This window comes from Streptomyces sp. NPDC020898, assembly GCF_044333925.1.
Lineage (GTDB): Bacteria > Actinomycetota > Actinomycetes > Streptomycetales > Streptomycetaceae > Streptomyces.
On sequence record NZ_JBIRRV010000001.1, the window covers coordinates 1,437,321 to 1,460,756 of the forward strand.

Genomic DNA, 23,436 nt, shown 5'->3' on the forward strand with positions numbered 1-23,436 from the left:
GGGCGGGATTTTCTCGCCCCCGCCGCCCCTACCCGTCCCATCCCGTTTCTGGGGGCGCAGCGCAGCCCCCAGACCCCCTTTCGCGCCGAAAGCGCTCGTCCTCAAACTCCCCCAGAGGGGGGACCCCCAGACGGGCTGAAGTGTGCCCCGAACGCCTCGTGGAACCCGGGGAACGTCTTCCGTACGCACCCCGGGTCGTCGAAGGTGATCCCGGGCGTGCGCAGGCCCGCCACCGCGAAGGACATGACGATGCGGTGGTCGCCGTACGACTTGATGTCCGTGCCCTGCGGAAGATCCGTACCGGGGTGGATCTCGATCCAGTCGGGCCCCGTCTCCACCCGGACCCCCAGCCGCCGGAGGTTCTCCGCGCAGGCCTCCAGGCGGTCGCACTCCTTCACGCGCGTGTTGGCCACGTCCTCGATGCGCACGGGGCCTGAGGCGAAGGGGGCGAGCGCCGCCAGGGTCGGCATGGTGTCGGAGATGTCCCGCATGTTGACCGTCAGGCCGCGCAGTTCGCCGGTGCCCGTGACGGTGGTGCGGTCGGCGGCGGTTTCCACCCGCGCGCCCATCCGGCGCAGTACGTCGACGAAGCCCAGGTCGCCCTGGAGGGCGCCGGTGCCGAGGCCGGGGACCGTCACCTCGCCGCCGGTGAGGGCCGCCGCCGCGAAGAAGTAGCTGGCGGTGGACGCGTCGGGCTCGACGGCGTAGGTGGTGGCCCGGTAGCCGCCGGGCGGGACGGTGAATACGTTGCTCTCGGTGCCCTCCTTGCGTACCTCCACGCCGAACGCCCGCATCATCGCGAGGGTGATCTCCACGTAGGGGGCCGAGACGAGGTCCGTGACGTGGATGCGCAGGCCCTTGCGGGTCAGGGGGCCGAGGAGGAGCAGTGCGGTGAGGTACTGGGAGGACTGGCCGGCGTCGAGGGTGACGTCCCCGCCCTCCACCCCGGCCGCCGCGATGGTCAGCGGGTGGTGTCCCTCCGCCTCCTCGTGCCGCAGGTCCACGCCCAGGTCGCGCAGGGCGCGGGTGAGGGGGGCCAGCGGGCGGCGGCGCATCTGGGGGGAGGCGTCGAAGCGGTAGGTGCCGTGGCCGGCGGCGGCGAGGGTCGGCAGGAAACGGGCGGTCGTGGCGCCGTCACGGCAGTAGACGTCGGCCTCCGTGGCCGCGGGGCCCTGCGGGCGGCCGTCGATCTGCCAGGCGCCGGGCGTCCGTCCGACCCGGTAGCCGAGGCCGACCAGACCCTCGGCGAAGCCCTCGGTGTCGTCCGAGCGCAGGGGGCGTACGAGGGTGGTGACCCCGTCGGCCGCTGCGGCGAGGAAGAGGGCGCGCGCGGTGATGGACTTGGAACCGGGAATCTCTACGACGGCCATGTCCCCATGCTGGCCCCGCCGCCGCCTCACGCGCCGGAACGTCCGCGAAATGGACCGTGAACGGTGGGTGCCACGGGGCTCCCGCGCCGCCCTGCGCGCCGGTGCGCGGGAGCGCCCCGTCCTCCCCGTCACCGGGGAACGTGCCGTGTCACGAGAACAGCAGACGCCAGGTCAGTGGGCCCGGGTAGCCGTCCGCGTCGCCGCGGAGTTCCTTGCGGGACTTCTGGAAGTCGCGGACGTTGAGCCGGTCGGCCTCGCCCCAGGTGCGGCTCGGGCCCACCCGGTAGTGGTCGCCGAAGCCGCGCTTCACCAACTGCTTGCCGAGCTGGAGGACATGGGCGTTGGCGGCGACGCCGTCCCGGAAGTACTTGCGGCCCGGATACGCGGGCACCCTCGGCTTGGGCGTGGTCGGCTTGGGCGCGGTCTGCGGCGGGGTGTCGTCGCCGTCGTCGACGTCCAGCTCGGCCTTGGCGTACTTCATGAGCGTGGAGAAGTCGATCGCGCCCGGGTCGCCGTGGTCGTTCTCCGGTACGTGCATGTGCCCGCAGACGCCCTTGAACGCCTTCCACTCGGCGAAGGACATGCGCTGGTCGCCGCCGTCGGCGTACGAGGTCGGGTAGGCCGGCCATGCCTTCGGGCCGGCCAGTGCGACGCCGTGCTCCTCGTGCATCCAGGCCAGGAACCGCGCGACCGACCTGAGCGCCCAGTCGGGGGCGTCAGGCCAGTAGATGTGCGCCTGGCCCGCCGCCGTCCACTTCTTGTGCGTCTTGGGGTCGCAGGTGCCGACCAGTTCCACCTGGGTGACGTTGAGCGTGTTCGTCTCGACGCCGCCCCTCTTGTTGGCGAGGGCCCGGGACGAGGTCTCTATGTCGAAGTGCTGGTACCACTTCAGCTTCTTGGCACCGAGGTCCGGCACCGCCGTCAGGTTCGGCGCCATGGAGCCGCCGCTGTACGTGGGCAGGCTGCGCCCCTCGGTGGTGTGCAGGACAACGACGTTGACCTGCATCGGGTCGCCCGGGTAGTCGTCCTGGTACCAGTTCGCCCGGCTGGCGCCCGGGTATCGCTGGGGTCCTGTCTTCGTGGCCATCCCGCTGTCTCCCTCTCCTGTTTCCCGGCTTCCCCTCGGTACGCGGGGAATTGCTGAGATCATCGCCCAACAGGCTCTGGGTTGAGGGTGGTTGACGGGAATTCCCCGCGTGTCGTGCGGTGTCGGTGCGGATGCCGGTCCCTGCCTCTCCGGGCCTCTCCGACCGACGCCTCATCGCCCCCAGCACCCCACCTCGTACCAACTTCCTGAAATCAGCCAAAACCTGGGAACCCACCCCCAGCCATCCCCGTCCAACGGACACGACTGCCGGATGAGTCTCCGTGGTGCGGTGTCGGCTTCGCTGCTGGCTGCGATCGCTGACCAACCCTCTCCAGCCGCCTGCGGCCGGCAGCGTGCCGTCACCGGCGCGCCCCCCTCCGATGCGCCGGTGACGGCCCCTCTTTCCGGGTCCTTCCCGGGTCCTTCCCGGGTCCTTCCCGGGTCTCTTCTGGGGGCAATCGGCCATCGCGCGTTACTGTGCGCACTCTTGACTGGAAGAAACTTCCCGGTTATTCGTGACTTCTCGGAAGTTTCCTTCATCAGGAAGGAGCGCCTCGTGCGCGACTCCGGCACCACCAGACGTACTCTTCTCGCCGCGACCGCCGGCACCGGTGCCGCGCTCGCCCTCGGGGGCGAAGCGCATCCGTACGACAGTGACGCGCGGCTCCGCAGGATCGTCTCCCGTATGTCCTTGGAGGAGAAGGTCGGGCAGCTGTTCGTCATGCGCGTGTACGGGCACTCCGCCACCGCACCCGACCAGGCCGACATCGACGCCAACCTCAAGGAGATCGGCGTCCGGACGGCGGCCGAGCTGGTCGCCAAGTACCGGGTCGGCGGGATCATCTACTTCTCCTGGGCGCACAACACCCGCGACCCGCATCAGATCGCCGATCTCAGCAACGGGATCCAGCAGGCCTCCCTCGCCCTGCCCCGTGGGCTGCCCGTGCTCATCTCCACCGACCAGGAGCACGGCATCGTCGCCCGCGTCGGCAGGCCCGCCACCCTCCTCCCCGGCGCCATGGCCCTCGGCGCGGGCGGCTCACGCACCGACGCGCTCACGGCCGGCCGGATCGGCGGCGCCGAGCTGCACGCCCTGGGCATCCGGCAGGACTACGCGCCCGTCGCCGACGTGAACGTGAACCCCGCCAATCCGGTGATCGGCGTACGGTCGTTCGGGGCCGATCCGGACGCCGTGGCGGGGATGGTCGCCGCGCAGGTCACGGGGTACCAGCGGGCCTCCGTCGCCGCCACCGCCAAGCACTTCCCGGGACACGGGGACACCGCCGTCGACAGCCACTACGGCTTCCCCGTCATCGAGCACACCCGCGAGCAGTGGAACACCATCGACGCGCCGCCGTTCCGCGCCGCGATCCGCGCCGGCATCGACTCGATCATGACCGCGCACATCATGGTCCCGGCCCTCGACGGCTCCGGCGACCCCGCCACCCTCTCCCACCCGATCCTCACCGGCATCCTGCGCGAGGAACTCGGCTACGACGGGGTCGTGGTCACCGACTCGCTGGGCATGCAGGGCGTACGGGAGAAGTACGGCGACGACCGCGTCCCGGTGCTCGCGCTGAAGGCCGGGGTCGACCAGCTCCTCAACCCGCCGTCGATCGACGTCGCCTGGAACGCCGTACTCGGCGCTGTGCGGCAGGGGGAGTTGACCGAGGCACGGCTCGACGCGTCGCTGCTGCGCGTCCTGCGGCTCAAGCACCGGCTCGGGCTGCTCGACCGCCCGTATGTCACCCACTCCGGCGTCGACCGGGCCGTCGGTGTCCGGGGCCATCTCCTGGCCGCCGACCGGATCGCCGAGCGGACCACCACCCTCCTCGTCAACGAGCGGAAGCTGCTGCCCCTTTCCCGGGTGACGCACAAGAGGGTGCTCGTCGTCGGGGCCGACCCGGCCTCGCCGTCCGGTACGACCGGGCCGCCGACCACCGTGCTGGCGGACACCCTCGCCCAACTGGGCTTCACCACCACCGTCCTGTCGACCGGCACGGCCCCCTCCGCCGCCGTCATCACCCAGGCCGTCGCCGCCGCCGGGGCGGTGGACGCGGTGGTCGTCGGGACGTACAACGTCAGCGGCGGGAGCAGTCAGCGGACTCTGGTCGCCCAACTCCTCGCTACCGGGCGGCCCGTGGTCTGCGTCGCCGTCCGCAACCCCTACGACGTGGCCCAACTGCCGGACGTACAGGCCTACTTGGCCTCCTACTCCTGGACCGACGTCGAACTCCGGGCAGCCGCACGGGTGATCGCGGGACGGGTCCGGCCGCGCGGGAAGCTGCCCGTGCCGGTGCTGCGCGCGGACGATCCGAAGGTGGTGCTCTACCCGATCGGTCACGGTCTGTCGTATTAGGTGCAGAGGGCAGGGAGGCGTACGCGTCGTACGTCACACACCTGGCGCACCACCCCCAATAGGCGCAAATCCACTCGATATCCGGCGTGGCCCGGGCGCCGCGGGTCACGCTGGGCGGGGGTAATCGGGGGGATGCGATGCGTAAGAGGCGTTCGGTGGGGGCGGTGTGCGTGCGGGTGTTCGTGTGCGCGCTGCTGATGGTGTTCACGGTGCTGACGGGGGCCGGGTGCCAGTTGTCGTCGGAGGGCTCGGCGGACGACGCGTCGGGCGGAGCCTCCGGGGCCGCCGACGGCACCTCGGTCGACCAGCGGCCCGCGCCGCCCCGGCCCACGGGTTACGGCACCGTCTTTCTGTCCATCGACGAGTGCAGCTCCTTCGGCACGACCAGTTTCACCGAGGTGCCCTGTACCAGCGAGCGGGCGGCGGCCCGGGTCGTGGCCCGGTTCGACGGCAAGGTGACCGACGGTCCGCCATGTCCGGCGACCACCGACTTCGTGCTGCACATCAGCGAACAGCGCCCTGCCGCCGACGAGGACGGCGACGGAGCCGTCCCGCAGGGCTACTCCTGTATGCGCAATCTCCAGGCCCCGCATCCCGGCGACCCGGGCGGCGGCGGAGGCCCACGCACGATTGTCGGCGACTGCGTGTACAGCACCGGGCGGGGTGAGGTGCGCGAGACGGCGTGCGACGGGAAGGGCGAGAAGAAACCGCAGTACAAGGTGACGGAGGCGGTCACCAAACGCGTCAACTGCCCGCCCTCCACCGCCCTTTACGTCGAGCTGGGCGGGGAACGGCCGGTGGGGTGTGCGAAGGGAATTTCTTTTCGGAAGCGGTTTCGGTAAGCGTTTTCGGCAGACGGTTTCGGTAGACAGTCGGAATGATCCATTCCGAATCGACCGGCAAAGTAACAAGTAGACCAGTTCGTACAAACAACTGTTGAGATCATTTCTTGAATCGGTAGGCTCCCCTGGTCCGCCATCACCCACCCGGCCGGGGACCTCTGTGGCACTGCACGCACGAACGGCACAACAACAGAAGGCTCCGAAGCGCCAGTTGTCGCTGCGGACGATCCTGCTCGTCCTGGCCCTGGTGCCCTGTCTCGTGCTGGTGGCCCTGGGAGCGATGAACTCGGGCCAGCTCTACGGCGACTGGCGGACCGTCCATGACCGCAACGAGCAGGGGAAACGGTTCGGCACCCCGCTCGTCACCGTCTTCTTCAACCTCCAGGCAGAGCGGCGGCTGACCGCGGCGGCGCTCGCGGACCCCAAGGCCGACCGGTCCGAACTGACGCGTCAGCGCGGGCTCACCGACAAGGCTGTGCAGGGCCTCGACGCGCTCGCCGGTTCCACGCCGGCCGCTCTCGACGACGCCTTCCAGCAACTCGCCCAGGGTCTGGGCGAGTTGCCCGACCAGCGAACCGCCGTGGACCGGCAGACTGCCGGCCAGCAGCAGACGTTCGACGCCTACACCGACGTCATCGCCGCCGACATGGCGCTGTTCGAGGACTTCAGCAACGTCGGCTTCGGCGACACGACCGTCCTCGCCCGGCCGGCGCTCGACGCGCAGTGGGGCCTGGAGATGCTCTCGCGCGAGGACGCGATCATCGCCGCGGGAGTGGCGAGCGGCCGTCTCTCCGCCGGGCAGCGCTTCCAGCTCGCCGAGGTGATCGGCAGTCAGGAACACATCTACGACGACAAGGTCGTCCCGCAGCTGCCCGAAGCGCGGGCCAAGGCCTACCAGGCAGTGCTGTCCGGCGCCGACTGGAAGCGGAAGACGGCGGTCGAGCAGGACCTCCTGAACACCGAGAACGCCGACGACAGCGGCCGGACCGCTGTCTCCGCCGCGTCCGGCAAGGAGTGGCGGCAGAGCCTCGACGGTATGACGCCCCAGCTGATGCAGGCCAGCAACGCCTACTCCGACGACCTGGTCAGCTCCACCGAGGACCAGCTCGGCGGGCTGATGACCGACATGATGGTCAACAGTGCCGTGAGCCTGGCGGCCGTGCTGCTGATGCTGGTGATCTCGCTGCGCCTCACCGGAATCCTGCGCCGCCGGATCTTCGCCCTGCGCGGCGAGGCCCTCGAACTCCAGGAGCGGCTGCCCGACATGGTCGAGCGGCTGCGCCGGGGCGAGAAGGTCGACACCGACGCGGAACTGCCCGAGATCCTCCACGGCGACGACGAACTCGGCCAGCTGGGCCAGGCCCTCAACCAGGCCCGCGCCTCGTCCCTGGAGACCGCGGTGCGGGAGGTCGAGCTGTACCGCGGCTTCGAGCGGCTGCTGCAACGCATCGCCCGGCGCACCCAGTTGCTGATCGGCATGCAGCTGAAACGTCTCGGCGAGATGCAGCGGCGGCACGAGGACCCCGAGGTCCTGGAGGGGCTCTTCGACCTGGACCACCTGGCGGCCCGGCTGCGCCGCTACGAGGAGAACCTGGTCATCCTCGGCAGCGGAACGCCGCAGCGGCGCTGGCGCAGGCCGGTGCTCCTGGTGGACATCCTGCGCTCCGCCCAGGGCGAGGTGCAGGACTACCGGCGCATCCGGATCGACACGGACGGCGAGACGTGGCTGTCCGAGCGCGCGGTCGGACCCATGGTCCATCTCCTGGCGGAGCTGATGGAGAACGCGGTGTCCTTCTCCCGGCCGCCGACCCCGGTCGAGGTGACGGCCTCCCAGGTGGGGCGCGGGGTCGCGGTCGAGATCGAGGACCGCGGCATGGGCATGGACCCCGAGCAGTACGCCGAGGCCAACGAACTGATGGCCAACCCGCCCCGCATGGACGTCATGTCCCGCGCCGACGACGCCCGTCTCGGCCTGTACGTCGTGGCCCGCCTCGCCGCCAACCTGGGCCTCCAGGTCGAGCTGCGAGCCTCGTCGTTCGGGGGCACGCGGGTCGTTGTGCTGATACCTGGGGAGCTGATCTCCGGGGGGCAGACGGGGCCGAGTGGATTGGTCGCGGGGCAGGAGGGCGAGGGGCGGTCGGGGTCGGGGCAGCCGGTCGCGGGGCAGCAGGTACCGGGGCGGTCGGCCACGGGGCAGTCGATCGACGGGCACCAGGTACCAGGTCGGTCGGCCACGGGGCAGTCGATCGACGGGCACCAGGTACCAGGTCGGTCGGCCACGGGCCACCAGACCCCGGGGCGGTTGGCCTCGGAGCAGCAGCTCCAGGGGCAGTCGGTCGACGGGCAGCAGCCCCCCGGGCAGTCGATCGACGGGCAGCAGAACCAGCAGCGGTTGGCCCCGGGGCCGCAGATCCCGGGCCAGCCGGTCGACGGGCAACAGAACCCGGGGCGGTTGGCCCCGGGGCCGCAGATCCCGGGCCAGCCGGTCGACGGGCAGCACCACCCGGGGCGGTTGGCCCCGGGGCCGCAGACCTCGGGGCAGTCGGTCCCGGGCCCACAGACCCCCGGAGGGACCGTGCCGCTTCCGGTGCGTTCGCGTCCTTCGGGTGGGGCTCCGGATCGGCTCGCGATCCGGGGCGGGACCGGCCAGGCCGGGGTGGTGGACGACCGCGTCCGTCCCGGGTCGCCCCCGTTGCGGGCCGGTGGTGAGCCGGAGGGGTATGCGCGGCCGCTTGTCGGGCCCTGGGTCGTGCCGTCGGCTCGGCCGAAGGGGCCGTCGGCACACGCCGAGCCGCAGGTCCCCGTGTCGAGTCCGGAGCCGTTGCCCCGGCGGGTCCGGCAGGCGAGTCTCGCCAGCGAGCTCCGGGAGCCTCCCCCCTCGTATGCCTCCGGGGAGGCCCCGCGCACCGGGCCCGGCGCCGCACAGCCGTTGCCACGGCGGAAAGGTGCCCGTTCCGGTGCCACCGTCGGGGCCTTCCAGCGTCAGTCCAAGGCCGCCCGGCTCAGGCCCGACGCCGGCCATCAACCCGACCACCAGCCCACCCACCCCTCACCGGGCCCCGACCGGGCCCGGAAGGAAGACGGACGATGACTCTGCGAACCACTGCCACCAACTCCGACCTCGACTGGCTGCTCGACCGTCTGGTCGACCAGGTGCCGGGCACCCGGAACGCCATCGTGCTGTCCGACGACGGGCTGGTGGTGAGCCAGTCCAGCAGCATCGCCCGGGTCGACGCGGAGCGTCTGGCGGCCATCGCCACCGGCCAGCAGAGCCTGGCGCGCGGCGTCGGCGAGGTCTTCGGCGGCGGGGCGGTCCACCAGGTCATCATCGAGCTCGACGAGATCTGGCTGTTCGTCAGCTCGGCCGGCCGGGGCACCCATCTGGCGGTCGTCGCCGACCAGGAGGTCGACGCCGAGATCATGGCCGTGGCGATGGACACCCTCGTACAGCAGGTCGGGCAGCGGCTGGGTACCGAGGCGCGGGTCCAGCACCTGGAGGGCGGGGGGCGTGAGTGAGCCATTGGGCGGACGCGTCGCCGGACGACGATGACGCGGAGGAGAGCTTCGTCAGGCCGTACACGATCACCCATGGGCGTACGGCCTCGGTGCGTGACGATCTCACCCTCATCACCGTGATCGCCACCGTCGTGCCCGACGGACGGCCGGGCGACCGGGGACTTCAGCCCGAGCACCGGCAGATCCTCCAGCAGTGCCGTACACCGGTGGCCCTCGCCGAGGTCGCCGCCGGTCTGAACCTGCCCGTGGCGGTGACGAAGATCCTCGTCGACGACCTCATCACGCTGGAAAGGGTGACGGCCCGGCCGCCGCTCGCGGTCGCGGTGGGCCAGGAACCCGACATGACTCTTCTTCAGGCGGTGAAGGATGCCCTACTCAGACTCTGACGACCCGGCCGGGACACCCGCCGCGCCCGCCGCGGTGAAAATACTCATCGCGGGCGGCTTCGGCGTGGGCAAGACCACGATGGTCGCGGCCGTGAGCGAGATCCCGCCCCTGCACACCGAGGAGCAACTCACCGTCGAGGGCCTCGGCGTGGACGACGTCGACGGGGTGGAGCGGAAGACCACCACGACCGTGGCTCTGGACTTCGGCCGGATCACGGTGAGCACCCAGCTCGTCCTGTACCTGTTCGGGACGCCCGGCCAGGAACGCTTCTGGTTCATGTGGAACGACCTGGTGCACGGGGCGCTCGGCGCGGTCGTCCTCGCGGACACCCGGCGGCTGGAGAGCAGTTTCGCGTCGATCGACTTCTTCGAGAGCCGTGGCGTCCCGTTCGTGGTCGGCGTCAACTGCTTCCACGGGCTCCGGGACCGCACGGTGGACGAGGTACGGGACGCGCTCGACCTCGATCCGGACGTACCGGTCGTCATGGGCGACCTCCGGGAGCGGTCGGCGAGCCGGGACGTACTGCTGGCCCTGGTCAACCGGCTGATGGCCGGACGGACGGCGGCAACGACCCGCGGCTGACACCGACGGCGCGGTCCGGTGACGTCTGACGTCTGCCACCGGACCGCGCCGCGGTCAACTACCCATACTTCCTGCGGTCGTTACGGCCGCAGCGTCGGCTCCCGCTCGATGTTCCGCTTGTCGAGCTTCGCGTCGTACGTCGCCAGCGGCTTCGCCGCCGACGGGTTCTCCTGGACCGTGGCGCTGGCGACGCCGGCCCAGTCGAGGATGCGGGCCGTGGCGAGCGCCTTCTGCTCGGGGACGAGCCCCGCGACGTTGGCGCCGTGGTTCAGGCCGGGTGCGGTGAAGACGTACGAGTCCTTCGCGCCCTTTCCGAGGCGGAACGGCTCGGCGCCCCACGGGTCGTTCTGCCCGTACACGAACAGCATCTGGTTCGCGCGGTGCTTGACCCAGGTGTCGACGTCACGCATCGCCCCCGGCTGGAACCTCATCGGGATGTCCCGGGGGACGAAGTGCCGCGGCGGCAGGTAGCCGTAGCGGACGTACTGCTTCTCGATGTGCGGGAAGACGATGGTGGGCGCGCCGAGTTGGGTGCCCGCCTGGTAGAAGTACGGCGTGTACGGCTCCAGGCCCTGGTCGGTGTAGAAGGAGAACCCGGCGATCGTGTCGATCGAGGTCCAGATGTCGTCGTCGGTCGCGTTCTTCGCGTCCGCCGGGATGGACTCGCAGTCGGCGAGCAAGCTGTACTGCCAGAAGCCCCAGACGTAGTCGAGCACGGTGGCCTCGTACGCCTTGTCCAGGCTCCCGATGGTGTCGAAGGTGAAGCCCTCGGCGGCGGCGTACTCCGCGTACCGCTTCTCCAGCGGCTCCCGGCGGACAAGTGCCTCGCGCTGTACGGCGTTCAGCCGGTCGCGGCACTCCTTGGTACCGACGGTGGCGAAGAACCGGTCGTACGCCGAGTCCTCCTTGTTCACCACGTCGTTGGGGGCGACGTACGCGACGACGCCGTCCATGTCGCGCGGGTAGAAGCGCTCGTAGTACGTGGCGGTCATGCCGCCCTTCGAACCGCCGGTCGAGAGCCACTTCTTGGCGTAGATCGGCTTGAGCGCCCGGAACACGCGGTGCTGGTCGCTGGCCGCCTGCCAGATGTCCAGCTTGGACCAGTCGGCCGGCTCGGGCCGGGACGGGGTGAAGAAGCGGTACTCCAGGGAGACCTGGTTGCCGTCGACGATCCGGGTCGGCTCGCTGCGACCGGGGTTCGTGCTGACGAAGTACCCGCTGGTGAAGAAGACCGTCGGGCGCGACACGTCCTTGTGCAGGACGGTGATGCGCTGCTGGAACGTGCCCTTGGACGGGCGCCGGTGGTCGATCGGCTGGGTGTAGTCGAGGACGAAGTACCGGTAGCCGGTGTACGGCTTCTCCTGGATCAGGCTCATGCCCGGGATCGCGAGGAGCTGGTCCTTGATGTCCGAACTGACAGAACTGGTGGTACTGGTGGTGCTCTTGGTGCCGGATATGGCTTCCGGCTGAGCGGCGGTCGCCGCACCCGCCGTACCGACCGTGCCTATGAGCACGGTGAGCGCGAGCAGCCATCTGAGCGCCTTGCGCATGCACCCTCCCCTATGAAACATCTGTGCGCCGGAAGCTATCGGAGCAACTGCCCGACGCACCAGGGGAGATAGGGAAAACCCTCTGCGAAGATCCGGTCGGTAGGGTCTCCGGCAGTCAAACGGTCCCCAAACGGTCCCGGGAACAGATCAGCAGCGAGCTCGGCTCAGCAGAGGATCCATCCCGAGCTCACCCGGCCCCGGCCCACCGACCCCTCGACCCACACGCAGCGCCGTCCCGCGTGCACGGTCCTGGGGCCCGTCTGCTTTCGGTACTCGCCGGCCTCGCCGTTGGGGCGCCCGCCGCGGGCGCGGATGCTGACCGACATCTTCTGCGGTGCGCCCGGCTGCTTGGCGACGGTGATCGCGCACACATAGCGGCCCCGCTTGTAGACGTGCACCGCACCGGTGGAGAAGGACACGACCCGCGCCTTGTGCCCCGCCGAGCACGGAGAGGCCGCCTCGACCCCGCCCGGACTCGCGAGGACGAGCGCACCGGACGCGCTCAGCACAGCCAGCGCGAGCGCGGCCCGCCGCCGTATCGCACCCCTGGCCATCGTCGCCCCTCCCTGCGCCCCTGTCCGTACTGATGTACGGACGCCGGAGAGGTGTCGAACGGTTGCGCCGGTCCCGTCAGCGGGACGAGGTGACCGGCTCCTCCGGCTCCGGCGCGCCCACGAAGGTCCGCCACAGCTCGGCGTACCGCCCGTCCAGGGCCAGCAGTTCCTCGTGGGTGCCGTCCTCGGCGACGCGCCCGTGGTCCATGAGCACCACCCGGTCGGCGCGGGCAGCCGTGGTGAGCCGGTGGGCGACGACCAGCGTCGTACGGCGGCCCGCGATGCGGTCTGTCGCCAGGTTGACCTGGGCCTCGGTGGCCAGGTCCAGTGCCGCCGTCGCCTCGTCGAGGAGCAGGATGTCCGGGTCGACCAGCTCGGCGCGGGCCAGCGCGATCAGCTGGCGTTGCCCGGCGGAGAGGTTGCGTCCGCGCTCGGCGACCTCGTGGAGGTAGCCGCCCTCCAGCGTGGCGATCATGTCGTGCGCCCCGACCGCCCGAGCCGCCGCCTCCACCTGGGCGTCGGTCGCGTCCGGCCGCCCGTACGCGATGGCGTCCCGCACGGTCCCCTGGAACAGGTACGCCTCCTGCGGCACGACCCCGAGGCGATGGCGGTACGAGGTGATGTCGAGGGCGCGCAGATCGGTGCCGTCGACGGTGACCCGCCCGCCGGTCGGGTCGTAGAAGCGGGCGACCAGCTTCACGAGCGTCGACTTGCCGGCGCCGGTCTCGCCGACGAAGGCGACGGTCTGCCCGGCCGGAATCGTCAACTGGACGCCGGTCAGGGCCTCTTCGTCATCCCCATAGGCGAAGTCCACGCCCTCGAAGGCGATGTCACCGCGCAGGGACAGCACGTCCAGCGGCTCCTCGGCGGCCTCGGTCGAGGTCCGCTCCTGGAGGAGTTCCTGGATCCGGCCCAGCGAGACCGTCGCCTGCTGGTACCCGTCGAAGACCTGCGAGAGCTGCTGCACGGGCGCGAAGAACAGGTCGATGTAGAGGAGGTAGGCGACCAGCGCACCGGTCGTCAGCGTCCCGTTGTCGATCCGCCCCGCCCCCACGATCAGGACCGCGGCGGCGGCGACCGAGGCCAGCAGCTGCACGAACGGGAAGTACACGGAGATCAGCCACTGCCCCCGCACGCGTGCCTGGCGGTAGCTGTCGCTGCCCTCCGCGAACCGCTCGGTGCCCGTCCGCTCGCCCCGGAAGGCCTGCACGATCCGCAGCCCGGACACCGACTCCTGGAGGTCGGCGTTGACCGCGGACACACGCTCACGGGCGAGTTCGTACGCCTTCACACTCGCCCGGCGGAAGTAGAACGTCCCGACGACCAGCACCGGGATGGTGACGAACACGACGAGCGCGAGCTCTACGTCGATCACGACGAGGGCGACCATGATGCCGAAGAAGGTGACGACGGCGACGAACGCGGTGACCAGTCCGGTCTGCAGGAACGTGGAGAGGGCGTCGACGTCGGTCGTCATCCTCGTCATGATCCGCCCGGTCAACTCCCGTTCGTAGTAGTCGAGTCCGAGGCGCTGCAACTGGGCGAAGATCTTCAACCGGAGTGCGTAGAGCACGCGTTCGCCGGTCCGGCCGGTCATCCGCATCTCGCCGATCTGTGTCGCCCACTGGACGACGACGGACACCAGGGCGAGCGCGGAGGCCGCCCACACGGCACCCAGGGCGAGTTGGGAGACACCCGAGTCGATGCCGTGCCGGATCAGGATCGGCAGGAGCAGCCCCATCCCGGCGTCCACGGCGACGAGCCCGAGGCTCACCAGCAGCGGCTTCCCGAAGCCGCGCAGCAGCCGCTTCAGCCCGTACGACTCCTCGGGCGTGACGGCACGCGCCTCGTCGATGGCCGGGGTGTCGGCGGCCGGGGGCAACGCCTCGACCTGGGCGAGGAGTTCGGGCGTGGCGGGCATCCCGGCGAACGCGGTGTCCTTGGGTTCGCGGTCGCCGTTCCACAGCCTGGGGGTGACCCCGCGTTCGGCGTCGAACTCGGCGTCCAGTTCGTCCCGTACGGAGGTGTCCTCGGGCGGGGCGGAGGGCAGGACGCGGCCGGGCGAGACCCCGCCCAGCTCGTCGGGGTCGGTCAGCAGCCGCCGGTACAGGGCGGAACGGGCCTGGAGTTCGTCGTGGGTGCCGAGGTCGGCGAGGCGGCCGTCGTCGAGGACGGCGATGCGGTCGGCGAGGCCGAGGGTGGAGCGGCGGTGGGCGATGAGGAGGGTGGTGCGGCCCTCCATGACGTGCTTGAGCGCCTCGTGGATCTCGTGCTCGACGCGTGCGTCCACGGCGGAGGTGGCGTCGTCGAGGACGAGGAGCCGGGGGTCGGTCAGGATGGCCCGCGCGAGGGCGACGCGCTGGCGCTGGCCGCCGGAGAGGGTGAGGCCGTGCTCGCCGACCTTGGTGTCGTAGCCGTGGGGCAGCTCGGCGATGAAACGGTCCGCCTGGGCGGCGCGCGCGGCGGTGAGGATCTGTTCCTCGGTGGCGTCCGGACGGCCGTACGCGATGTTGTTGCGGACGGTGTCGGAGAAGAGGAACGAGTCCTCGGGGACGAGGCCTATCGCGGCCCGGAGCGAGTCGAGGGTCAGCTCGCGGACGTCGTGCCCGCCGATGAGGACCGCGCCGCGTGTCACGTCGTAGAAGCGCGGGAGGAGGAGGGACACGGTCGACTTGCCGGAGCCTGACGACCCGACGACGGCGAGGGTCTCGCCGGGCCGGATCTCGAAGGTGAGCCCGTCGAGGACGGGGCGTTCGGGGTCGTACCCGAACGACACGTCGTCGAACTCGACGGTGGCCGGGGCGTCGGCGGGCAGGTCCTTGTGCCCGTCGGACATGGACGGGCGGGTGTCGATGAGCTCAAGGACACGTTCGGTACCGGCCCGCGCCTGCTGCCCGACGGTCAGCACCATGGCGAGCATGCGCACCGGTCCGACGAGCTGGGCGAGATAGGTGGAGAAGGCGACGAACGTACCGAGCGTGATGTTCCCGCCCACGGCCAGCCAGCCGCCCACGGCGAGCATGGCGACCTGCCCGAGCACCGGCACGGCCTGGAGCGCGGGGGTGTAGACGGAGTTGAACCGGATGGTCCGCAGCCGCCCCGCGAAGAGCCGCCGCCCGACCTCCCGGAGCTTCCCGGTCTCCTGGTCCTCCTGCCCGAACCCCTTCACGACGCGTACGCCGGTCACGGCGCCGTCCACGACACCGGCGACGGCGGCGGCCTGGGCCTGCGCGTACCAGGTGGCCGGGTGGAGCTTCGTACGGCTGCGCTTGGCGATGATCCAGAGGGCGGGGGCGACGGCGAGGGCGACCAGGGTCAGCGGGATCGACAGCCAGGCCATGATCGCGAGGGAGATCAGGAAGAGCAGCACGTTCCCGAGGGTCATCGGGAGCATGTAGAAGAGGCTCTGGATCAGCTGGAGGTCGCTGGTGGCCCGGCCGACGATCTGCCCGGTCGACAGCTCGTCCTGGCGGCGCCCGTCGAGGCGGGTGATCGTCTCGAACATCTCCGTCCGCAGGTCGTGCTGGACGTCGAGGGCGAGCCGGCCTCCGTAGTAGCGGCGGATGTAGGTGAAGACGTAGACGAAGACGGCGGAGACGACGAGCGCGCCCGCCCAGGGGGCCATGGAGCGGCTCTTGTCGCCGATCACGTCGTCGATGATCACCTTGGTGATCAGCGGGACCAGCGCCATGAGGGCCATGCCGCCGAGGGACGCGCCGAGCGACAGCACGACGTCCTTCGGATACCGCCAGGCGTATCCGACCAGCCGCCGGGCCCAGCCCTGCTCGAGTACCGGCTCCGGTTCCTGTTCCGGCGCCTGTCCCGGCTTCCGCCCCCGTTGCTCTGCCACTCCGGCGCCTTTCGTAGATCCGCACTCCGCCGGTAAGCACCAACACGGACAGAAGCGGATTTCATCCCTCCGCAACACTGCGGAAGGGGCGGCGGGGCCGCAGCCCGCCTCCGGGGGCGGCGCGCTCACGTCCAGCGGTCGGCGAAGGCCACGGTGGTGAAGTTCAGCTCAGCCCCTCCCCCAAACCCCGGCTATGCCGTCCGTACCCGCAGGAAGTAGAAGCGGGTCGTCTGTACGGCGTTCTGGTTGTCGTCGCTGACCAGGAGGACGCGCAGGGCCCCGTGGGCGTGGCCGGTGATCACCATCCCCTCGATGTTGTCGAGGAGGGGGTTGGGCTGGGGCTGCTTGGCGGTCGCGCCGAGGGTCGGGCAGGCGGCGATGTCGGCGAGGAGGGTCTTGCGGACCAGTCGTACGCCGTCGCCCTGGCCGGTGAGGTTCTCGACGCCGCTCGTGTCCGTGGCGTGGCGCGGGTCGGCGAGGTAGAGGCGGACGGTGTTGCCGACGCCGGCGGTGAAGCCGCGTTCCAGGACGAGGAGACGGCCGTCCGGGGTCGCGGCGACCTCCGGGACGCCCAGGCCGGTGTCGGTGCGGTAGGCGTACTGGGCGCCGAGTGCGAACCGCTTCCCGTGTCGCTCCCAGGTCTGGAAACGGACGGTGCCCGTGCTGTCCCCGGCTATCGCGTACTCCATGGCGGCGAGGAGCGTACGGCCCCCGGGGAGCAGGGTCAGCCCCTCGAAGGTCTGGTTGGCGGTGGCACGGCCGGCCGGGGTCACCTTGAGCGCGTCCGGCACCGGGAGGCGGTCGAGGATGCGGCCGTCGCGGGAGTAGCGGCGTACGGAGGGTTCCGTCTCGGAGGAGACGAGCCGGGTGCCGTCCCGGTCGACGACCAGCCCCTCGGAGTCGAGCGCGGCGCCGGTCTCGTCGGCGAGGGGGACGACGCTCGTCGGGCTCAGCGTTCTCCGGTCGAGGGTGAAGAGGGACGAGCGGTCGGAGAGGGCGGCGAGGTCGCCGTTCCGGTCGACGGCGAGCGCGGAGAGGTTGCCGACGAAGGTGCCGTCGTACGTCGTCTTGTCGAGGGCGTCGGAGAAACGGTCGATGGAGACGGCGGGCGAACAGGCGTTGCCGGTAAGGGGGTTGGCGTTTGCCGGTCCGGCGGCGGTGAGGCAGGTGGCTGCCGCCAGACCGGCGGTGACGGTGGTGAGGACGGTTCGCAGAGGTCGCAGGTGTCGTCGCAGGCGCATGGCCGTCACCGTAGGACGGGTCGGTGACGGCCGGGAGGCGCGGGGGTGAAGTCGGCCTGCGATCAGCTCGCGGCGAGATCCCGGTGGACGACCTTGGCGATGCCCTCGATGGTCGCGATGCCGTAGTTCATGGTGCTGTTGCCGTGCGTGAGCACCGTGATCATGTAGTCGTGGCCGCCGCCCTTGAACGAGCCGACGCTGTGCACCCGCCAGCCGTGCGTGGCGCGTGACAGCCAGCCGTTCTTGACGTGCACGGAGACACCCGCGGGCACGCCCTTCGGCGTACCCCAGCGCTGGGACGCGACGACCTGGCTCATCAACTTCAGTATGTACGCACGGGAGTTGTCGGTGAGGACCGCGTTGGTGATGGTGGTGAGCGCGAGGAGCTTCTGCTCGTCGCGGGCGGTGATCTGGGTCAGCCCCCAATAGCCGTTCGCGCCGGGCTTGGTCTGCGTCATGGTGGCGGCGGTGAGGAAGCCCTTGATCTTCGTCAGCCCCAACTGCCTCCACAGGGTCGTGGTGGCGGCGTTGTCCGACTTGGTGATCATGGCCGTGGCGAGGCTCTTCTCGGTGGCGGTCAGAGCGCGGCCGTGCTTCTGGGCGTCCCAGAGGAGGGTCGCCAGGACGGTCACCTTGACGACGCTGGCGGAGTCGTAGGCGGTCTGCGCCCGGTACACACACGTCGTCTTGGTGGCGCGGTCGAATACGCCGACACTGATGGAGCCCCGTCGCCCGGCGAGCGCGGTGGTGATGTCCCGCTTCAGCTTGGTGGCGAGGGCGGGCTTGGCGGACGTACAACTGACCGCCGCGACGGCCGCGTTGGCGGGTGTGGCGGTGGCCAGGAGCGACAGCGCGGTGGCGGCACAGAGGGCGGCGCCGCCGAGTACACGCATACGCGCGGATCTGGCTATGTGGTGAGTCATGGAGTTTCCCCATCCCCGTGAAAGACGTCAGCGGCCCCTGGCACGCTGGTCTTCTTTGACTCACATGCACGTACGAATGGTTGTACGCGTGCTCGATTTCCTTTGGGTAACGCATGCACCGCGCGTAACGCACTGTTGCCCTGATTCACAGCTGGCCCCCAGCCACGCCACAGCGCGCACCCACCCCCCGTTCCGAGGATTCGACGGTGACATCTGCCACCGATCCCACCCCCCACGCCCCGGAGAGCCCCGTCGCCGCCGATGCGGCGGCCCCCGAGGCTCCACCGGCCCCCACCACCACCGGCACCCCCGAGAAGGCGCCGCGCTGGTCGTTGCCCGCGCTGCTCGCGATCATGCTGCTGGCCGGGGTCCTGTACTCCTGGAACCTCTCTTCCTCCGGCCTCAACAGCTTCTACAGCGCGGCCGTGCTGAGCGGCACGCAGAGCTGGAAGGCGTGGTTCTTCGGCTCGCTCGACGCGGGGAACTTCCTCACCGTCGACAAGCCGCCCTTCGTCCTCATGGTCATGGGCCTGTCCTGCCGCGTGTTCGGCTACGGCACCTGGCAGATGATGGCGCCGCTGATCGCGTCCGCGCTCGGCACCATCTGGATCCTGCACTCGTCCGTGAAGCGGGTGTTCGGGCACGCGGCGGCCACCGTGGCCGCACTCGTCCTCGCGCTCACCCCGATCACCGTGGCCATCAACCGCGACAACAACCCCGACACGCTGCTGGTCTTCCTGATGGTGGCCGGTGCGGCCCTCGCCCTGCGCGCCACCCGCGACGGCAGGCTGCTGCCGCTGCTCGGCTCGGCGGTGTGCTTCGGACTCGCCTTCAACACGAAGATGCTCCAGGGCTACATCGCCCTGCCCGCCGTCTTCGCGGTCTACCTGTACGCGGCCAACCTGGGCCTCGTGAAGCGGATCGTGAACCTGCTCCTGGCGGGCGTCGCGCTCGCGGTCGCCAGCTTCTGGTGGGCGACGGCGGTCTCCCTGGTCCCGGCCGACGAACGCCCGTACATCGGCGGCTCGACGGACGGCAGCGCCTGGAACCTGATCATGGGCTACAACGGCCTCGGCCGCGTCTTCGGCGGCGAGGGCAACGGCGGGGGCGGCGGTGGCGGAGGCGGCGGCTTCTCCGGGACCGCGGGCATCGGCCGGATGTTCAACGAAATCCTCGGCGGCCAGATCTCCTGGCTGATCCCCTTCGCGAGCATCGCGTTCGTAGGCGGCCTGGTGCTGATCGGCCGGGCCCCGCGTACGGACACGACCCGCGCCGCGCTGCTCATGTGGGGCGGCTGGACGCTGCTCCACTACCTCACCTTCGCCATGGCCGAGGGCACGATGCACCCGTACTACACGACCGCCCTCGCGCCCGGCATCGCGGCGCTGTGCGGTGGCGGCGGAGTGCTGCTGCTGCGCGCGTTCCGCACCGACAGGCGGTGGGTGTGGGTGCTTCCGCTGGCCCTGGGCATCACCGGCATCTGGTCGATCGTGCTCCTTCGGCGGACCACTGACTGGAACGGCTGGCTGTGGCCGACGATCGCCGTGGTGATGGCGCTGGCGATCACGGGTCTGCTGGTCTTCCGCAGCGGACGGCGGGTACAGCTGCTGGCGGCTTCCGTGGTGGCGGCGATCGTCGCGGCGGTGGCCGGCCCGGCCGCGTACTCCTTCGCGGAGACCTCCGCGACGGCCGGCGGCATGGGCGGCACGAACCCGACGGCCGGCCCCTCGACGGGCAGCGGCATGGGCGGACCCGGTGGCGGCGGGGGTGGCGGTGGCCGTACGGGTGGCGGTTTCCCCGGCGGCGGCCAGGCCCAGCAGCAGGGCGGCGGGCAGGGTGCTCAGCAGGGCGGTCAGATGGGTACGCCGCCCAGTGGCGCCATGCCCAGCGGGGCACCCGGCGGCGGTCAGCAGGCTGGCGGTACGGGTACGCCCCCGAGCGGCACGAACGGCACCGGCGGTGAGACCGGCGAGGCCGGCGCTCAGCAGCAGGGCGGGCAGCCCGGCGGCATGGGCAGCGGCGGTGGAGGTACGGGCGGCGGGGGCGGTATGGGCGGCGGCGCCGACAGCGAGCTGATCACGTACCTGAAGAAGCACCAGGACGGCGCCAAGTGGCTGCTGGCGGTGTCCAATTCGCAGGGTGCGGCGCAGCTGATCGTGAGCAGCGGTGAGCCGGTGATCTCCATGTGGGGCTGGACCGGCACCGACAAGGCGATGACCCTGGCCAAGCTCAAGGAGCTGGTGAAGAAGGGCGAGTTGCACTACGTCCAGCTCGGCGGCGGCATGGGTGGCAGGGGCGGTACCGACGGCGCCGACCTCAGCTCGGAGGTGACGGCCTGGGTGCAGGAGCACGGTACGGCGGTGAAGGAGAGCGAGTACAGCGGCAGCGGCTCGTCGGAGTCCTCCAACCCGACGTCCTCGACGCCATCGTCGACCTCGTCGGCCTCATCCACCTCGTCGATCTACCGTCTGGACACGTCGGACGTCAGCTGAGACGAACCGACGGACCTCACCGAGCAGCGGCCCTTGACCCGGACATCCGGTCAGGGGCCGCTCCCTTTTCCAGATCAACACATCTTCCAGAGCACCCCATGGCCTCCCCTTGGCTCTACGCGCGTCAAATCACGCCGAAATCAGCCGAGTTGCCGGTTTAAGTCATCCAACGGACACGTGCAGTTCATTGCCTGAAACGCATGTCCATGTCACGCTCCCGATTGTCCCGCCCAATCGACACGCGTAGAACGGACACCCCCGATGCCCGCGACGCAGATACGCACCCGCCGTTGGAAGGCCGTGGCGCTGGCCACGTCGACCGTCCTGGCAGCCCTCGCCATCCCCACGATGACCGCGACCCCGGCCGGCGCCACGACGACCGCGTACGACGCCACGTACTACAAGAACGCGATCGGCAAGACCGGCACGAGCCTCAAGTCCTCACTGCACACGATCATCAGCAGCCAGACGAAGATCTCGTACTCCGCGGTCTGGGAAGCCCTCAAGGTCACCGACCAGGACCCGAACAACAGCAACAACGTGATCCTGCTCTACAGCGGTGCCTCGCGCAGCAAGACCCTCAACGGCGGCGACGTCGGCGACTGGAACCGCGAGCACACCTGGGCCAAGTCCCACGGCGACTTCGGCGAGGCGATCGGCCCCGGCACGGACCTGCACCACCTGCGTCCCTGCGACGTCGTGATCAACAGCACCCGGGGCAACCTGGACTTCGACAACGGCGGCAGCACCGTCACCAACGGCGGCGGCAGCACCTACGACTCCAACTCCTTCGCGCCGCGCGCCGCGGACCGGGGCGACGTGGCCCGCATGATCCTCTACATGACCGTGCGCTACGAGGGCGACGACGGCTGGGCCAACCTGGAGCCCAACGAGCTGGTGGGCAACGGCAGCAACCCGTACATGGGCAAGCTCTCCGTTCTCAAGGCGTGGAACGAGGCGGACCCGCCCAGCGCCTTCGAGGAGAAGCGCAACCAGGCGATCTACGACACCTACCAGAAGAACCGCAACCCGTTCATCGACCACCCGGAGTGGGTCGAGGCGATCTGGTAGCCGATCCGGCAACGGACACACCGCCTGATCCTGAACGCCCCGTGACCCACGGGGCGTTCAGTGCGTCCGCTGCTGGAACTAGGTCTTTGGTGCCGGTCCACCCGGGCCCGAGGTCCGATCCCCTACGCTCCGGCAGCAGTTAGCGTCCCACCATGCGATTAGGACTACTTGGCACCGGCAACGTCGCCCGAGCACTGGCCCACGGCTGGAGCGCCGCAGGGCACGACGTGCTCCTCGGTTCACGTCAGCCCAAGGAACGGACGGACCTCGGTCTCCCCGTGGGGAGCCTCGACGAGGCAGCCGCCCACGCGGAGGTGCTCGTCAACGCCACCCCGGGGACTGTCTCCGTGGAACTACTGCACTCCATCGGGGCTCCGGCGCTGGCCGGCACCCTGCTGATCGATGTCGGGGTCGGCCTCTCCGACGACTTCACCGAGCTCTCGCATCCCAACAGCAGCCTGGGTGAACAGATCCAGGAAGCCTTCCCCCTGACCCCCGTCGTCAAGACGCTGTGCACCATGGACTCCACCGCGATGACCGCCCCGGACGCCCTGGACGGCCCGAGCACCGTCTTCCTCTCCGGCAACGACACCGAAGCCAAACGGACCACCGGCCGACTGCTCACCGACCTCGGCTGGCCCGCTTCGTCCCAGCTGGACATCGGCGGCATCACCACCGCACGCGGCCAGGAGCACTTCGCCCTGCTTTTCATGGGCATCGCGGGCGGTCTGGGTTCCCACACGTTCAACATCAAGGTGGTCGCCCGCCCCGCTGCCTAGCAGGGCATCCACCGACGGGGCTTCTCGGTGCGCACCCGGGGGCTCCGGTCCTGTCACCAGTGTGACGGCCACGGCGGCAGCAGTGCCGGCTCCTGCCGGGGCCGGCATGCCCGCAGAGCGCCCGTTGCCATCCACGCTATCGAGGACCCCCCGGGAAGAGGAGGTCCCGCCAGAAGGGGACCGTCGCTCTCGGGTCCCAGCTCTCGTCGACGTCACCGCGTGCCTCGTCGAACTCCTGGTGCATGTAGTCGACCAGGTCCACGCCGTAGTAGATGACGTCGGTCTGCCACATCGAGAGCACCGGATGCCCGGAGTTTCCCCGCCCGGCGGGAAGGTAGCGGTGGGCGTACACCGGTACGAGCACCGGCACATCCGCAAGGTGGAGCCGTGCGGTAGCCAGGGCGACCGCGTCATCGGCCGGCCGCTCACCCCAGGCCTGGTACCAGAACCTGTTGTGCTCGACGCTCACGAGGACTCCCTCCACCGGCCAGTTGAGCCGCTCGCGCAGCTGGACCGGATCCTCGCTGCGCCACTCGGGCCAAGGCCTGGACCAGGTCTGCCCCTCCTCGGGCGGAACATTGACAGGAAGGCCGGCTGCCAGGAACGCCCGGTGATCGTCCGCGAACTCGAAGCCGTACTCGCGCTCGATGTGTGCGAACTCGGCGTCCGTCAGTCCCGGCTCGAACTCGTACAGACCTGTCTGCGCCAGACGACGTGCGGCATCCGCACCCAGGCGCGTTCCCTCTTCACTGATCACCGGCGCACGCTACGCCAAGTCGGCTGCGGCGGCACCTGAGTTAGCGGCGAGCGCCGTCTCGCAATTACGGTGTTCG

At 70.3% G+C, this 23,436-nt stretch carries 17 protein-coding genes; 9 read left to right on the forward strand and 8 right to left on the reverse strand.

The window, feature by feature from the left end:
- Positions 1 to 101: 101 nt before the first annotated feature.
- Together aroA and ACH4TV_RS06285 are read right to left on the reverse strand one after the other, a co-directional pair.
- Positions 102 to 1,370, reverse strand: a complete 1,269-nt coding sequence (gene aroA, locus ACH4TV_RS06280) for a 3-phosphoshikimate 1-carboxyvinyltransferase (protein WP_398394711.1) — start codon at positions 1,368 to 1,370, stop codon at positions 102 to 104.
- Between the two features lie 148 nt (positions 1,371 to 1,518).
- Entirely contained in the window at positions 1,519 to 2,457 is a 939-nt protein-coding gene (locus ACH4TV_RS06285; RefSeq protein ID WP_398394713.1) for a peptidoglycan-binding protein, read from the reverse strand.
- Between the two features lie 556 nt (positions 2,458 to 3,013).
- On the opposite strand from ACH4TV_RS06285, the gene ACH4TV_RS06290 reads away from it, so the two are divergent.
- The 6 genes from ACH4TV_RS06290 to ACH4TV_RS06315 all read left to right on the forward strand — a co-directional run bounded on the left by ACH4TV_RS06290 (position 3,014) and on the right by ACH4TV_RS06315 (position 10,143).
- Complete coding sequence (locus ACH4TV_RS06290) at positions 3,014 to 4,816, forward strand: glycoside hydrolase family 3 protein (RefSeq protein WP_398394715.1); 1,803 nt, start codon at positions 3,014 to 3,016, stop codon at positions 4,814 to 4,816.
- Positions 4,817 to 4,953: 137 nt separating this feature from the next.
- Entirely contained in the window at positions 4,954 to 5,658 is a 705-nt protein-coding gene (locus ACH4TV_RS06295) for a hypothetical protein (RefSeq protein ID WP_398394717.1), read from the forward strand.
- A gap of 160 nt (positions 5,659 to 5,818) precedes the next feature.
- The gene (locus ACH4TV_RS06300; RefSeq protein ID WP_398394719.1) at positions 5,819 to 8,749 is read left to right on the forward strand and encodes a nitrate- and nitrite sensing domain-containing protein; all 2,931 of its coding nucleotides are present in this window, start codon (positions 5,819 to 5,821) and stop codon (positions 8,747 to 8,749) included.
- Positions 8,746 to 9,174, forward strand: a complete 429-nt coding sequence (locus ACH4TV_RS06305; RefSeq protein WP_398394721.1) for a roadblock/LC7 domain-containing protein — start codon at positions 8,746 to 8,748, stop codon at positions 9,172 to 9,174. The genes ACH4TV_RS06300 and ACH4TV_RS06305 overlap by 4 nt, the downstream gene beginning before the upstream one ends.
- Positions 9,171 to 9,560 (forward strand): DUF742 domain-containing protein, encoded by a 390-nt coding sequence (locus tag ACH4TV_RS06310; protein WP_398394723.1) that lies wholly within the window; start codon positions 9,171 to 9,173, stop codon positions 9,558 to 9,560. The genes ACH4TV_RS06305 and ACH4TV_RS06310 overlap by 4 nt, the downstream gene beginning before the upstream one ends.
- Positions 9,541 to 10,143, forward strand: a complete 603-nt coding sequence (locus ACH4TV_RS06315; protein ID WP_398394725.1) for a GTP-binding protein — start codon at positions 9,541 to 9,543, stop codon at positions 10,141 to 10,143. The genes ACH4TV_RS06310 and ACH4TV_RS06315 overlap by 20 nt, the downstream gene beginning before the upstream one ends.
- Positions 10,144 to 10,223: 80 nt before the next feature.
- Here the strand turns inward: ACH4TV_RS06315 and ACH4TV_RS06320 are convergent, their stop codons facing one another.
- The 5 genes from ACH4TV_RS06320 to ACH4TV_RS06340 form a co-directional block, all read right to left on the reverse strand.
- Positions 10,224 to 11,693, reverse strand: coding sequence for an aminopeptidase (locus ACH4TV_RS06320; protein WP_398394727.1), 1,470 nt, complete (start codon positions 11,691 to 11,693; stop codon positions 10,224 to 10,226).
- Between the two features lie 164 nt (positions 11,694 to 11,857).
- Positions 11,858 to 12,247 (reverse strand): hypothetical protein, encoded by a 390-nt coding sequence (locus ACH4TV_RS06325; RefSeq protein ID WP_398394729.1) that lies wholly within the window; start codon positions 12,245 to 12,247, stop codon positions 11,858 to 11,860.
- Positions 12,248 to 12,323: 76 nt separating this feature from the next.
- Positions 12,324 to 16,013 carry an ABC transporter ATP-binding protein gene (locus ACH4TV_RS06330; RefSeq protein ID WP_398395392.1) on the reverse strand — a complete coding sequence of 1,230 codons (3,690 nt, stop codon included), beginning with the start codon at positions 16,011 to 16,013 and terminating at the stop codon, positions 12,324 to 12,326.
- Positions 16,014 to 16,288: 275 nt separating this feature from the next.
- On the reverse strand, positions 16,289 to 17,338 hold the full coding sequence (locus ACH4TV_RS06335; RefSeq protein ID WP_398394731.1) for an esterase-like activity of phytase family protein: 1,050 nt from the start codon (positions 17,336 to 17,338) through the stop codon (positions 16,289 to 16,291).
- A 62-nt stretch (positions 17,339 to 17,400) separates the two neighbouring features.
- Complete coding sequence (locus tag ACH4TV_RS06340) at positions 17,401 to 18,261, reverse strand: serine hydrolase (RefSeq protein ID WP_398394732.1); 861 nt, start codon at positions 18,259 to 18,261, stop codon at positions 17,401 to 17,403.
- Positions 18,262 to 18,467: 206 nt separating this feature from the next.
- On the opposite strand from ACH4TV_RS06340, the gene ACH4TV_RS06345 reads away from it, so the two are divergent.
- The 3 genes from ACH4TV_RS06345 (at position 18,468) to ACH4TV_RS06355 (ending at position 22,603) form a co-directional block, all read left to right on the forward strand.
- Entirely contained in the window at positions 18,468 to 20,753 is a 2,286-nt protein-coding gene (locus tag ACH4TV_RS06345; RefSeq protein WP_398394734.1) for an ArnT family glycosyltransferase, read from the forward strand.
- A 261-nt stretch (positions 20,754 to 21,014) separates the two neighbouring features.
- A complete protein-coding gene (locus tag ACH4TV_RS06350; protein WP_398394736.1) occupies positions 21,015 to 21,824 on the forward strand; it encodes an endonuclease I family protein in 810 nt (269 codons plus the stop codon).
- A 152-nt stretch (positions 21,825 to 21,976) separates the two neighbouring features.
- On the forward strand, positions 21,977 to 22,603 hold the full coding sequence (locus tag ACH4TV_RS06355; RefSeq protein ID WP_398394738.1) for an NADPH-dependent F420 reductase: 627 nt from the start codon (positions 21,977 to 21,979) through the stop codon (positions 22,601 to 22,603).
- A gap of 136 nt (positions 22,604 to 22,739) precedes the next feature.
- On the opposite strand, the gene ACH4TV_RS06360 is transcribed toward ACH4TV_RS06355, so the two are convergent.
- Positions 22,740 to 23,360 (reverse strand): hypothetical protein, encoded by a 621-nt coding sequence (locus tag ACH4TV_RS06360; RefSeq protein WP_398394740.1) that lies wholly within the window; start codon positions 23,358 to 23,360, stop codon positions 22,740 to 22,742.
- Positions 23,361 to 23,436 lie beyond the last annotated feature (76 nt).